Source organism: Quisquiliibacterium transsilvanicum (assembly GCF_014202215.1).
GTDB lineage: Bacteria > Pseudomonadota > Gammaproteobacteria > Burkholderiales > Burkholderiaceae_E > Quisquiliibacterium > Quisquiliibacterium transsilvanicum.
Window position 1 is genome coordinate 448030 of sequence record NZ_JACHGB010000003.1, and the last position, 12146, is coordinate 460175.

Genomic DNA, 12146 nt, shown 5'->3' on the forward strand with positions numbered 1-12146 from the left:
ACGCCGCGCACGCCCGCCGGGGCGCGCGTAGCCGGGTCATCCGGACGCGGCCCCGCGCCCGGATCGCAGCAGCCGCCGCAGCGGCTCGACGAACCCGATCAGTCCTTTGGGAAACAGCGCGAGCGTGGCGATCAGCACGCTGCCCAGGATGATCTTGTCGGCGTAGCCGCCCAGCGAGAGGAACTTCTCCTGGCCCAGCACCAGCAGGGTCGCCAGCACCGGCCCCAGCAGCAGGCGCCGGCCGACCAGCACCACCGCGGTCAGCATCAGGATCAGGAAGTAGGCGTCGAGGACGTCCGCGCTGACGTAGGCGCGCTGGTAGGCGTAGAGCCAGCCCGCCGACGCGGTGATCGGTGCGGAGGCGAGGAAGACGCGCAGGCGGACCTGCTGGGGGTCGATCCCGGACACGATCGCCAGCCGCGGGTTCAGGTGGGTCATCACTGCCGCCGAGCCGAGGCGCGAGCTCCTGAAGCGGTCCACCAGGTAGAGGGTGACCACCAGCAGCCCGAAGGCGATCGGCCAGAGCTCACGGTCGTTGCCAGCCTTCAGCGAGAAGCCAGGCAGCGCGAGCTCCAGCACCGGGATGCCGCGGATGCCGTCCGAGCCGCCGAGGAACTCCCAGTTCTGCGCCACCGTGGCCGCCACCACCGCGATCGCATAGGTGACCAGCGAGAACACGAACTCGCGCAGCCGCAGCGTGACCAGGCCGAGCACCGCTGCGAACAGCAGCGCCATCGCGATCGACGCGGCCAGCGTGGTCCAGCCGCCGGCGCCCACGCGGGTGGACAGCAGCGCGGTGGTGTAGCAGCCCACGGCGAAGAACACGGTGTGCGCCAGGCTGACCTCGCCGAGGTCGGAGACGACCAGGTCCAGCCCGTAGGACATCACTGCGAAGATCGCGATCAGCACCGCTGCGCTGTAGACCGCGCTGGAGCCGCCGGCCAGGCCGGGGGCGAAGAAGGCCGCGACGCCCAGGACGAGCAGCGCGAGGACACGGGCGGTGGTGTTCATCGGAGAGGTTCCATTGCGGCGGGGAGGCGCAGGCCTGCAGGACGCACGCCGGATTCCGTCGGCGCGCGCATCTGCGGTCAGCGGGCCGCGAGTCCGCCGGGCCGCAGCACCAGCACTGCGATCAGCACCGCGAAGGCGGCCGCGGTCGTGTAGGCGGGCGACACCAGCGCGCCGAACAGCGCGGTGAACAGGCCGAGCGCGATGCCGGCGAGGTAGCTGCCAAGCACGCTGCCGATGCCGCCCAGCACGACGACGACGAAGGTCATGATCACCTCCTCGAAGCCCATCGACGTGAGGATGGGGGTGCGCGGACCGACCATTGCGCCGGCCAGCGCGACCGCCGCGCCCTCGAACGCGAACACGCCCAGGTAGACGTTGCGGATGTTGACGCCGGCCAGCTCGGCGAGCTTGGGATCCTCGGCCACCATGCGCACCAGCCGGCCGACCCGGGTGCGGTCGAGCACCAGCTTGAGCAGCGCGAACTCGACGATGCAGACGAGGATGATCGCCACGTCCTGCCAGGACAGCCACAGGTCGCCGAACACGATCTCCCGCTGCGCGAGCGGCGTGTCGAGGATCTGCCCGGTCGAGCCGAACACCAGCGCGGCGCCGCCGTGCAGCACGTAGCCGAAGCCCAGCGTCATGATCATGATCGACACCAGGTTCTGCTCGATGGTGGCCTTGAGCATGACGCGCTGCAGCACCAGCCCCACCAGGATGCCGGCGGCCATCGCGACTGGAATCGCCACCAGGTAGGGCAGACCCAGCCCGGCGATCGCCCACCAGCAGACGAAGGCGCCGAGCATGTACATCTGGCCGTGGCCGAAATTGACCAGCCGCGCCACGCCCAGCAGCACGGTCCAGCCGATCGCCACCAGCGCGAAGGCATGGCCAAGCACCAGACCGTTGATGAGTTGCTGGCCGAGATTCAATCGGCACCTCCGCCAAGGTAGGCTTCAGCGATCCGCGGATCGTCGCGCATCTCCGCGGCCGGTCCTTCGACAACGACCCGGCCGCGCTCGAGCAGCACCAGGCGGTCGACCACCTCGATGGCAGCCCGGACGTTCTGTTCCACCAGCAGGATGGCCAGCCCGGACGACGCCAGGGTGCGCATCGTGGAGAGCACCGCCGACACCAGCCGCGGCGCCAGTCCGATCGAGGGCTCGTCGAGCATCAGCACCCGCGGGCCCAGCATCAGCGCGCGGCCGATGCCCAGCATCTGGCGCTCGCCGCCGGACAGCTGGCTGCCCAGGTGGCCGCGCCGCTCGCGCAGCCGGGGGAACAGGCCGAACACCTCCTCCCGGTCGTAGATGTGCCGCCCCGGCGAAGCCTCGATGCGCGCCGGCATCGTCAGGTTCTCGTCGACGCTCATCTGCCCGAACACCAGCTTGCCCTCCGGAACCAGCAGCAGTCCGGCGCGCGCGCGCTGGTGCGGGGGCAGCGTCGACACGTCCCGGCCGTCCAGGCGCACGGCTCCGGAGACCCGCGGCGCGCCGCGCGACCAGCCCGCAATCGCGTTCACCAGGGTGGACTTGCCCGCGCCATTGGCGCCGACCACGCCCAGCACCTCGCCCGGGCGCAGCGACAGCGCCTCGAGATCGAGCGCGGTGTTCCCGCCGTAGGCCACCCGAAGGCCGGTGGCCTCGAGCACCGGCGCCGCCGGGCTCATGCGGCGCGCCCAAGGTAGGCCTCGAGCACCGCCGGGTCCTTCTGCACCTCGCGCGGCGTGCCGCTGGCAATGCAGCGTCCCTGGTCGAGCACGACGATGCGGTCGGCGACGGCCATGATCAGGTCCATGTGATGCTCGATGACGACCAGCGCCAGCCCATGGTCCTTGAGCGAGCGCAGCAGCCGGACCAGCCGCTCCATGTCGGCGCCGCCGAGCCCTGCGCCGGGCTCGTCCAGCAGCAGCGCGCGGGCGCTGGAGCCGTGCGCAAGCGCGACCGACAGCATGCGCTGCGTGCCGTAGGGAATCGCGGTGGGCATGCGATGGTGGTACTCGGCGCCCACGCCGAAACGCTCCAGCGTGGCGACCGCATCGGCGGTGGCCGCCCTGCGGCGCCGCGCGGCGCGCAAGGGCGCCAGCGTGGACGCGAGCAGGCCGGTGCCCGCGGCCTCGTGCATCACTGCCAGCATGTTGTCCAGCACCGTGAGCTCATGGAAGAAGGCGTTCTGCTGGAAGGCCCGCTTGAGCCCGCGCTCCGGCAGCCGGTGCGCAGGCACTGCGGTCACGTCCGCGCCGTCGAGGAACACGCTGCCCCGGTGCGGCGCCATCGCGGTGACCGCGTCGTAGCAGGAGCTCTTGCCCGCGCCATTGGGGCCGATGATGCCGAGCAGCTCGCCCGCCGCCACCGACCACGAGACGTCGTCGAGGGCGGTGAGCGCGCCGTAGCTGACGCCCAGGCCCTCGACCCGCAGGACCGGCACCTTCGCCGCTGTCACTTCGCCGACCGCCTGGCCTGCCTTACTTCTCGACCGCCATCTGGCGGTCCTTGATCGTGAAAATGTAGTGCCGCGTCGCCAGCTGGCCATTGGGCGCGAAGTTCATCTCGCCGAGGATGGTGTCCTTGAAGCTGCCGCCGCGGATGCGCTTGGCGATGGCCTCGCGATCCAGCGTCTTGAGCTCGTTGGCGGCCTGCGCCCAGACCTGCAGCGCAGCCGCGCCCAGCGCCATGAACTTGTCCGGCGTGGTCTTGTGCATCTGCTGCATCTTGGCGATGTAGCGCTGGTTCACCGGATTGGAGGCGAAGGGCTCGACATCCGGGAAGTAGATGTCGGCGCCCACCACGCCATTGGCTGCTTCGCCGGCCACCGCGATCACGCTTGGCGCGATCGTGCCGACCGCGGCGACAACCTGGCCGCCCAGGCGGGCCTGCCTGGCCTGCCGGATCATCGCCGGCATGCCCAGGCCTTCGCTCGCGTTGATGAACACGGTGACCTCGGGGTTGGCGGCGCGGACGTTGGTGATGGCCACCCGGAAGTCCGCCTGGGTGAACGGGAACTTCTCCTCGGCCACCTTCTCGTAGGCGTGGCCCAGCTTCTTGAGCTCGCCCTCGATCGAGGCCTGGGCGCCGTTGCCGTAGGCATCGTTCTGGGTCATGAAGGCGACCCGCTTCGCCTTCGCGCGGTTGGCGATGTAGGCGGCGATCACCGCGCCGTCCTGGGAGTTGGAGCTGTTCAGGCGCACTGCAAGCGGGTTGCCCTCGCCCGAGAGGATGGGGTCGGCCTTGGAGATCGCGGTGATGTCGAGCACGCCCGCGCGGCTGATCACCGGCTGCATCGCCAGCGTCACCGGGCTGTTCCAGCCCTCGATGATCACCGAGACGCCCGCCGAGATGAGCTCATTGGCGCGGGACACGCCGACGGCCGGGGTGGACTCGTCGTCGCGGGCGACGATCTCGATCTTGCGGCCCATCACGCCGCCCGACTCGTTGATCAGCGCCGCCATCGCCTCGATGGACTGCACAAGGTGCTGGCCCTGGGGACCCGCGCCGCCGCTGAGCGGGAAGATGGTGCCGACCTTGACCGGCTGCGCCTGGGCCACGCCGGCCAAGGCTGCGAACGCGAACGCGGCTGCCGCCGCCATGCTGCGAGCAATCTTCATTTCGTCTCCTCCAGAATTCCGTGGGACCGGACCTGCGGCGCGCGCCCCGTGTCTCCGGGACTGCTGCGCCAATTCATCGGCGTCGAGTGTACTTCCTGTGGTTATGATCGGCGCATGCCTTCGAGGAATCCCTGATGTCGAAACCGACCGTTCTGATCGCGGGCGCCACCGGCGTCGTCGGCCATGCCGCGCTGGAGCACTTCTCGCGCGACGGCAGCTGGGAAGTGATCGCCGTCTCGCGCCGCGCGCCGGAGCTTCCCGAAGGCTTTGCCGGCCGACATTTGACCCTGGATCTCGCCGATGCGCAGGCCTGCCGGGCAGCGATGGCCTCGATGCCGCACGTGACGCACCTGGTGTACGCCGCGCTCTTCGAGAAGCCCGGCCTGGTGCGTGGCTGGCGCGAGCACGACCAGATGCAGCGCAACCTCGCGATGCTGCGCAACCTGCTCGATCCGCTGTGCGCGGCGGGCGGCCTGCAGCACGTCAGCCTGCTGCAGGGCACGAAGGCCTACGGCGTGCACCTGCACCCGGTCGCGATCCCGGCCCGCGAACGCAGCCCGCGCGATCCGCACGAGAACTTCTACTGGCTGCAGGAAGACCACTTGCGCGAGGCTGCCGCGCGCCACGGCTTCGCGTTCACCATCTGGCGGCCTCAGCTGGTCTTCGGCGACCAGTTGGGGGTCGCGATGAACCTGATCCCGGTGATCGGCGCCTGCGCCGCGGTCTGCCGCGAGCTCGGACTGCCAATGGCCTTCCCGGGAGGCCCCTCGAACATCCTCGAGGCGACCGACGCGCGGCTGCTCGCCCGCGCCTTCGCCTGGGCCGCCCGGGCGCCAGCCGCGCACGGCGAGACCTTCAACGTGACCAACGGCGACGTCTTCGTCTGGCGCAACGTCTGGCCGGCGATCTGCGAGGCGCTCGGCGTGGCCCAGGGGCCGGACACGCCCGCATCGATGGCCGCGTGGCTGCCCGCGCAGGCCGAAGCCTGGGATCGCGCCGTCGCCCGGCACGGGCTTCGCCAGATGCGGCTGCCGGCGCTGCTGGGCGAATCGCACCACTACGCCGATTTCTGCTTCGGCTTCCATGCGCGGGAGGCGCCGCCGCCGGTGATCGTCAGCACGATCAGGCTGCGCGAGGCCGGCTTCGGCGACTGCATCGACACCGAGCGGATGTTCAGGGAGTGGTTCGCGGTGCTGCAGGCGAAGCGGGTGCTGCCTCCAGCCCGCTGAGCGGCTCGGCGCGCGGACCGATTTCGGGGGCTCCGGCAGCAGCGGCCGCAAGCGGCGGCGGTATCCTGCGCGCACGGCAACGCCCACCGAACCGCACCAAGGAGCCCCTCATGACCGACCTCGTCCTGCGCGAAGACCGCGACGGCCTCGCCACCCTCACGATCAACCGCCCCGACAAGCTCAACGCGCTGACGGTCGCCGTCTTCGAGCAGCTGCACGAGCATGTGCTGCGGCTCGCCACCGAGACCGAGCGCATCGGCCTGGTGGTGCTGCGCGGCGCAGGCAAGTGCTTCTCGGCCGGGCACGACCTGGCCGACATCTCCGCCGGCGAGCGCCCGCCCAAGCCCAGCTTCCAGGCCGACGTCATCGAGGCGCTGGCCAGCCTGCCGCAGCCGGTGATCACCGCGGTGCACGGCCACTGCTACACCGGCGCGCTGGAGCTGGCGCTGGCCGGCGACATGATCGTGGCCGCCGAATCCGCGAAGTTCGCCGACACCCATGCGCGCTGGGCGCTGACGCCGGTCTGGGGGATGAGCCAGCGGCTGCCGCGGCGCGTCGGCATCGCGAAGGCTCAAGAGATGACCTACACCGCGCGGACCTACACCGGCCGCGAGGCGGTGGACATGGGCCTCGCCAACTGGTGCGCGCCCGATGCCGGCTTCGACGCGGAACTCGAGAAGTTCGCCCGCAGCATCCTCGCGAATTCCTGGTTCAGCCTGCGCGCCAACAAGCGCCTCTACATGGAGACCGAGGGCATGCCGCTGCGCGCCGGCCTGTCCTACGAGATCCACCGCACCGAGGGCCGCGGCCCCGACATGCAGGCCCGCATCGAGGGCTTCAAGAACAAGACCAGCAAGGTGTCCTGAGGAGGGAACCTGCATGAACGCGGCGCTCACCGGCGGGTGAGCGCCGGCGGTCCGCCTCACTTCACCGGAATGGGTATCGACCGGTCGACCGGCACCGCGGTGACGCTGTTCTGCGGCGAGCCCTCGATCACGCGCTCGGAGTAGGTCAGGTAGACCAGCGTGTTGCGGGTGCGGTCGACCATTCGCACCACGCGCAGTTTCTTGAAGACCAACGAGATGCGCTCGCTGAACATCTCCTCCTGCTCCGGCAGCGGGCCCTTGAACGAGATCGGGCCGACCTGGCGGCAGGCGAGCGAGGCTTCCGAGCGGTCCTCGGCGAGGCCGACCGCGCCCTTGATTCCGCCGGTCTTGGCGCGGGCGACGTAGCAGGTGACGCCCGCGACCCGGGGATCGTCATGCGCATCGACGACGATCTTGTGGTCCGGACCGATCCACTTGAACACGGTGTCCACCTCGCCGATCTGCTCGGCCGAGGCGCTGGCTGCGAGCCCCAGCAGCACGGCTGCAACGCACTTCGTCATCGGACGTCCTCCGGGAAAACGGCCAGCGTACCGCAAGCCGGCGGCGCCCGGCGATGGCTATACTGAACTGGCCTCTCCACCCACCGCCGTGCCACCGGAAGCCAGGCCATGATCACACTCCACCACCTGAACGACTCCCGCTCGCAGCGCGTGCTCTGGCTGCTCGAGGAGCTGGAGCTCCCCTACGAGATCGTCCTGCATCGACGCGACCCGCACACGCGGCTGGCGCCGCCGGAACTGCGCGACGTGCATCCGCTGGGCAAGGCGCCGGTCATCGTCGACCAGGGACGCACGATCATCGAGTCGGGCGCGATCGTCGACTATCTGGTGCGACGCCACGGCGGCGGCCGGCTGCAGCCCGCGCCGGAGCATCCCGACTACGACGAGTACCAGCAATGGCTGCACTATGCCGAGGGCTCGGCGATGCTGCCGATGATGCTGCACCTGTACGTGTCGCGTCTCGGCGAGGCCGGCGCGCCGCTGTGGCCGCGCATCGAGAGCGAGATCGCCAATCATCTCGGCTACGTGAACGTCTGCCTGGAGGGCTGCCGCTGGCTGCTCGGCGACACCTTCAGCGCGGCGGACATCCAGATGAGCTTCATCGGCGAAGTGGCGGGCAGCTATGGCAAGCGCAGCGCCTACCCGAGCCTCGACGCCTGGGTGCGCCGCATGCAGGACCGGCCGGCCTACCGCAGGGCGCTGGCGCGCGGAGGCGCCTACCGCTTCGCGGACTGAAGCGCCGCCTTACGCACCTGCACCCGCCTCGTCGCCGGTCCCGTCGCCGGCCCTGTCGCCGGTCCGCGGCGCACCGGCGCCCGGGGCCGGCGCACCGTCCCCCTGGAGCACCAGCTGCGCGAGGATGTCCGCGTACTGGCCGACGCTGTAGCGGCCCGACGGCCGGAACCAGGTCATCGCGCCCACCATCGCGCCGTGCAGCACGTGCAAGGCGGCAAGCGGCTCGCAGCGCAGCAGCCCCTGCCGCTCGCAGTCCTCGAGCACCGCGAGCCAGACGCCCGCGTAACGCCGCCGCAGCATCCTGAACTCGGGGCGCGCCGACTCCGGCACCTCGCGCCACTCGGTGAACTGCACCGCGTGGTAGTCGCTGCTGGGATCGCCGACCACGCAATCGAGCTCCAGCGAGATCAGCGCGCGCAGCCGCTGCGCCGCGCCCTGTTGACGCAAGACGATGTCCTCGGCCTTCAGGCAGACCGCGATCGCCGCCTCGCGCATGATCTCGAGCAGCATCTCCTCCTTGGAACGGAAGTGATGGAAGAGGCTGCCGGACAGGATGCCGACGCGCTCGGCGATGTCGCGAACCGTGGTGCGCTGGTAGCCGCGCTCCCTGAACAGGCGCGCCGCCGCGTGCAGGATGCGCTCGCGCGGGATCGAGCCGCCGCCTCGCTCCTGCCGCTGGATCGCCGGTTCGCTCATCTCGCAGCCGCCGGGGCGCCCATCGGAGGGGCCAGCCGCTCGACGTCCTGGCGGACGATCGACAGGTCGCGCGAGCCGGCGAAGATGTCCTTCGGGCGAAGCCCGTAGACCTGCCGGATGGTATGGCTGAAGTGCGTCGAGTCCGGGTAGCCGATCTCGAGCGCCAGGTCGGTGAGGCTGGCCGTTCCGTTGGCGTAGCGCAGGAAGCTGCGGGCGCGCTTCCAGGCGCGAAAGCCCCGGAAGGTGGCCCCGACCTCTGCGCGGAACAGGTGCAGGAAGCGCGAGAAGGACAGCTCGGTGAGCAGCGCGCTCTCCTCGGCGGAGAGCTGTCCGTGCGGACTGCCGCAGATGCGCCCGACGATCGCAGCGATGCGCGGGTCCAGCGCGCGCGGCTCGAACGTGCGGCCGAGGAACAGCTGGTCGGTATCCACCCCGGTGAGGTCGCGGCCATAGTCGCCGCGGACCAGCCCGAGGAACGAGTCGCGCACGCGTGCTGCCACCGGATCGGTCACCTCGCGGGCCTGCGCGCCAGCCAGCCAGCCCGGCAGCCCGTCGGGGTCGACGCTCTCGGGTTCGATCATCAGGACGCCGATCATGCGGTCCCTGGTGGACACGCGGTGCGGTACGTAGGGAGGGACGACCGCCATGCCGGCGGCCTGAAAGCTGCCGCCCTGCGCGAGGACCTTGAGCGGACTTGCCAGTGCCGAATAGACGGTCAGGCAGCCGAAGTTGCGCACCGTGGGCTCGCCCAGCAGGCCCGCATAGGCCACCCGGTCCCGGCCCAGGATCATGACCTTGCCGGCCCGCACCGATGACCGCATTGCCGCGCCGCTCCGCGCGCGCGTCAGGATCTGCGCCATCTCTTCCCCTCGCTGCATCGTTTGGCCGGCCAGTCCGCGCGGGGTCGCTGCCGCCCGTGCAGCCCGCAGTGCCGGAACCGGATTGCCGGCATCCCGCGACCGGAGAGACTTGAGCCTGCCACAGCGCCGAACACCAAGCAAGCGCTTGGTCGGTAAAATGGTCCGCATTCGCTGGCGGAGATGCTCCCGCTTCAGGCAGGCGCCGCCGGCGGGCGGGTGCGCAGCGAGCGGACGAGCGCCACGGTCAGCAGCAGGAAGGCCAGCGCGGCGCAGGCGAAGGCCGCGGGGAACCCGGCCAGCGCCACCAGCATCGACGCAGTGGCCACCCCGACCGACTGACCTGCGAACAGCGCAAGCGCGAACAGCGCCATGCCCATGCTGCGGTGGCTGGTCGAGAGCTGCGTGCCATGGACCTGGAGCGTGTTGTGGAAACCGTAGAAGCCGACGCCCAGCAGCAGGCACGCGGCAACCGCGAAGGCCGGCGCCGGCGCGTAACCGATCGACAGCAGGGCGGCGCAGACGCAGGAGCCGCCCACCGCGGCCAGGCCGCGCTCGCCGAAGCGGGCGATCAGGCGCGAGGCCATCATCGTGTACAGGTAGCCGCCGGCGCCGACCACCGCCGACGCGATCGACGCCTGCCAGAGCGGAATGCCGAAACCCGCGTGCAGCGCGGACGGCACGAAGGCCAGCGCGCCATAGAACAGGGCCCCCTCGACCAGCACCACCGTGACCACCCAGCGCGACCACCGGGGCCGGAGGATGGCTGCGTAGTCGCGCAGCAGGGTCGCCGGGCCCAGCGCCGCGCCAGCGGGCAGGGACGCCGCGGCCGGCCGGGCCGCGGGACTGCGCCACATCGTCACTGCGACCACCGAGAACACCAGCGCGAGCGCAGCGAAGGCCCAGCGCCAGCCCACCGTGTCCACGAAGATGCCGCCGATCAGCTGACCGCAGATCACGCCCAGCAGTGCGCCGCTCATCACGCGCGCCAGCACCGGCTGGCGCTCTGCGTAGGGAACCTCGTCGCCGATCCACGCGAAGGCCACCGGCATGATCGCGCCGCCGACTCCGCCCGCGAGTACCCGGGCGAACACCAGCCAGTCGAGGCCGGGCGCCAGCGCGCAGCCCAGCGAAGCCAGCGCCGCCATGGTCGTGGCAAGCCGGATGACCAGGAACTTGCCGAAGCGGTCGCCCAGCGGCCCGATCACGAGCTGCAGCAGGGCGTAGGAGACTGAGAACCCGGTGATGACGCCGGCCGCCGCCGGGAGCCCGACGCCGAACTCGGCGGCAAGCTCCGGCAGCATCGGATCGCAGACCCGCATCGCGGCGCTGCTCGCGAACGCCGCGACCATGACCAGCCGGACGATCCGGTGCGTCTCCCGCACCCCGGCCGGGCCCGTGGGGGACTGCAAGCCTATGCCGTCAGAAGCCCAGCTGGCGGGAGGCCAGGTCCTTCATGATTTCCTCGGACCCGCCGCCGATCATGTTGACCTTCACTTCGCGGTAGATGCGCTCCACGCGAGTGCCGCGCATGAAGCCCATGCCGCCCAGGATCTGCACCGCGGTGTCCGCGCAGAAGGCAAGCGACTGCATCGCGTGGACCTTGAGCATCGACAGCTGCGCGACCAGGATCTTCGGGTCGCCAGCGTTGTGCTCCACGCGCCAGGCGAGGTCCTCGACGAAGGCGCGCGTGGTCTCGATGCGCACCGCCATGTCGACCAGCTTGTGCCGGATCACCTGCCGCTCGACCAGCGGCACTCCGAAGGTCTTGCGGTCGCGCGCCCACGACAGCGCATCCTCGTAGCAGACCTGGGCCAGGCCCAGCGCGCCGGCAGCCATGCCGATGCGCTCCGAGTTGAAGTTGCGCATCACGATCGGGAAGCCCTGGTTCTCCCGGCCGATCAGGTTCGAAACCGGCACCCGCACGTTCTCGAAGTGCAGCTGCGCCGTGTCCGACGCCCACCAGCCCATCTTCTTGAGCGGCGTGCGCGTGAAGCCCGGCATGTCGCGCTCGAGCAGCAGCATCGACACCCCGCCCGCGCCCGGGTCCGCCGGGTTGGTGCGCACCGCGACGGTGAAGTAGTCGGCGCGGATGCCCGAAGTGATGAAGATCTTCGAGCCGTTGACCACGTAGTGGTCGCCGTCGCGGACCGCCGTGGTCTTCAGGCTGGCCACGTCCGAGCCGCCCGAGGGCTCGGTGATCGCCAGCGCCGAAATCTTCTCGCCGGCCAGCACCGCGGGAAGCACCCGCCGCTTCATCTCCTCGCTGCCCGCGGCAGCGATCGGCGGCGAACCGATGCTGTGCGACATCAGCGAGGCGCCCACGCCGCCGGCGCCGCAGCGGGACATCTCCTCGGAGAGGATCAGCTTGTAGAACTGGTCGCAGGGGGTGCCGCCATACTGCTCGTCGTAGCCCAGGCCGAGCAGGCCGGCCTGGGCGGCCTTCCTGTAGAGCTCGCGCGGGAAGGTCTCTGCCTCGTCCCATTCGTTGGCGTAGGGGGCGATCTCCTTCGCGACGAAGGCGCGCACCGTGTCGCGGAACTGCTCATGGTCCGGCGTGTAGTAGAGGGGGTTGCGGAACGCGGTCAGGGTGTTGGAGATTTCCATCTGCTTGCCGTCTTCTCGAT

13 protein-coding genes are annotated in these 12146 nt (G+C 70.5%); 3 read left to right on the forward strand and 10 right to left on the reverse strand.

From position 1 onward, the window contains the following. Positions 1-36: 36 nt before the first annotated feature. The 5 genes from HNQ70_RS08575 to HNQ70_RS08595 form a co-directional block, all read right to left on the reverse strand. Positions 37-1011: a branched-chain amino acid ABC transporter permease gene (locus tag HNQ70_RS08575; RefSeq protein ID WP_183966334.1), complete on the reverse strand. Its 975-nt coding sequence runs from the start codon at positions 1009-1011 to the stop codon at positions 37-39. A gap of 77 nt (positions 1012-1088) precedes the next feature. Beyond that, positions 1089-1943, reverse strand: coding sequence for a branched-chain amino acid ABC transporter permease (locus tag HNQ70_RS08580; protein ID WP_183966336.1), 855 nt, complete (start codon positions 1941-1943; stop codon positions 1089-1091). Next, positions 1940-2680 (reverse strand): ABC transporter ATP-binding protein, encoded by a 741-nt coding sequence (locus HNQ70_RS08585; RefSeq protein WP_183966338.1) that lies wholly within the window; start codon positions 2678-2680, stop codon positions 1940-1942. Before HNQ70_RS08585 ends, HNQ70_RS08580 begins: the two co-directional genes overlap by 4 nt. Then, positions 2677-3453, reverse strand: a complete 777-nt coding sequence (locus HNQ70_RS08590; RefSeq protein WP_343060696.1) for an ABC transporter ATP-binding protein — start codon at positions 3451-3453, stop codon at positions 2677-2679. Before HNQ70_RS08590 ends, HNQ70_RS08585 begins: the two co-directional genes overlap by 4 nt. 22 nt (positions 3454-3475) lie before the next feature. After that, a complete protein-coding gene (locus HNQ70_RS08595) occupies positions 3476-4615 on the reverse strand; it encodes an ABC transporter substrate-binding protein (RefSeq protein ID WP_246434845.1) in 1140 nt (379 codons plus the stop codon). Between the two features lie 134 nt (positions 4616-4749). On the opposite strand from HNQ70_RS08595, the gene HNQ70_RS08600 reads away from it, so the two are divergent. Together HNQ70_RS08600 and HNQ70_RS08605 are read left to right on the forward strand one after the other, a co-directional pair. Continuing rightward, positions 4750-5844, forward strand: a complete 1095-nt coding sequence (locus HNQ70_RS08600) for an NAD-dependent epimerase/dehydratase family protein (protein ID WP_183966348.1) — start codon at positions 4750-4752, stop codon at positions 5842-5844. A 110-nt stretch (positions 5845-5954) separates the two neighbouring features. After that, on the forward strand, positions 5955-6710 hold the full coding sequence (locus HNQ70_RS08605) for an enoyl-CoA hydratase/isomerase family protein (protein WP_183966350.1): 756 nt from the start codon (positions 5955-5957) through the stop codon (positions 6708-6710). A 56-nt stretch (positions 6711-6766) separates the two neighbouring features. Here HNQ70_RS08605 and HNQ70_RS08610 read toward each other — a convergent pair whose 3' ends face one another. After that, positions 6767-7231 (reverse strand): CreA family protein, encoded by a 465-nt coding sequence (locus tag HNQ70_RS08610; RefSeq protein ID WP_183966352.1) that lies wholly within the window; start codon positions 7229-7231, stop codon positions 6767-6769. 108 nt (positions 7232-7339) lie between these two features. On the opposite strand from HNQ70_RS08610, the gene HNQ70_RS08615 reads away from it, so the two are divergent. Then, entirely contained in the window at positions 7340-7966 is a 627-nt protein-coding gene (locus HNQ70_RS08615; protein WP_183966354.1) for a glutathione S-transferase family protein, read from the forward strand. 9 nt (positions 7967-7975) lie between these two features. On the opposite strand, the gene HNQ70_RS08620 is transcribed toward HNQ70_RS08615, so the two are convergent. From HNQ70_RS08620 to HNQ70_RS08635, 4 genes are all read right to left on the reverse strand, one after another. Then, a complete protein-coding gene (locus HNQ70_RS08620) occupies positions 7976-8662 on the reverse strand; it encodes a TetR/AcrR family transcriptional regulator (protein WP_183966356.1) in 687 nt (228 codons plus the stop codon). Further along, positions 8659-9522 carry a helix-turn-helix domain-containing protein gene (locus HNQ70_RS08625; RefSeq protein WP_183966358.1) on the reverse strand — a complete coding sequence of 288 codons (864 nt, stop codon included), beginning with the start codon at positions 9520-9522 and terminating at the stop codon, positions 8659-8661. Before HNQ70_RS08625 ends, HNQ70_RS08620 begins: the two co-directional genes overlap by 4 nt. A gap of 191 nt (positions 9523-9713) precedes the next feature. Continuing rightward, positions 9714-10931 carry an MFS transporter gene (locus HNQ70_RS08630; protein ID WP_183966360.1) on the reverse strand — a complete coding sequence of 406 codons (1218 nt, stop codon included), beginning with the start codon at positions 10929-10931 and terminating at the stop codon, positions 9714-9716. A 10-nt stretch (positions 10932-10941) separates the two neighbouring features. Further along, on the reverse strand, positions 10942-12126 hold the full coding sequence (locus HNQ70_RS08635) for an acyl-CoA dehydrogenase family protein (RefSeq protein ID WP_183966362.1): 1185 nt from the start codon (positions 12124-12126) through the stop codon (positions 10942-10944). Between the last annotated feature and the right edge of the window lie 20 nt (positions 12127-12146).

Coding starts and splice junctions, on each gene's coding strand:
- HNQ70_RS08600 (WP_183966348.1), top strand. CDS start 4,750: ATGTCGAAACCGACCGTTCTGATCGCGGGCGCCACCGGCGTCGTCGGC.
- HNQ70_RS08620 (WP_183966356.1), bottom strand. CDS start 8,662: ATGAGCGAACCGGCGATCCAGCGGCAGGAGCGAGGCGGCGGCTCGATC.
- HNQ70_RS08610 (WP_183966352.1), bottom strand. CDS start 7,231: ATGACGAAGTGCGTTGCAGCCGTGCTGCTGGGGCTCGCAGCCAGCGCC.
- HNQ70_RS08635 (WP_183966362.1), bottom strand. CDS start 12,126: ATGGAAATCTCCAACACCCTGACCGCGTTCCGCAACCCCCTCTACTAC.
- HNQ70_RS08615 (WP_183966354.1), top strand. CDS start 7,340: ATGATCACACTCCACCACCTGAACGACTCCCGCTCGCAGCGCGTGCTC.
- HNQ70_RS08575 (WP_183966334.1), bottom strand. CDS start 1,011: ATGAACACCACCGCCCGTGTCCTCGCGCTGCTCGTCCTGGGCGTCGCG.
- HNQ70_RS08605 (WP_183966350.1), top strand. CDS start 5,955: ATGACCGACCTCGTCCTGCGCGAAGACCGCGACGGCCTCGCCACCCTC.
- HNQ70_RS08625 (WP_183966358.1), bottom strand. CDS start 9,522: ATGGCGCAGATCCTGACGCGCGCGCGGAGCGGCGCGGCAATGCGGTCA.
- HNQ70_RS08585 (WP_183966338.1), bottom strand. CDS start 2,680: ATGAGCCCGGCGGCGCCGGTGCTCGAGGCCACCGGCCTTCGGGTGGCC.
- HNQ70_RS08595 (WP_246434845.1), bottom strand. CDS start 4,615: ATGAAGATTGCTCGCAGCATGGCGGCGGCAGCCGCGTTCGCGTTCGCA.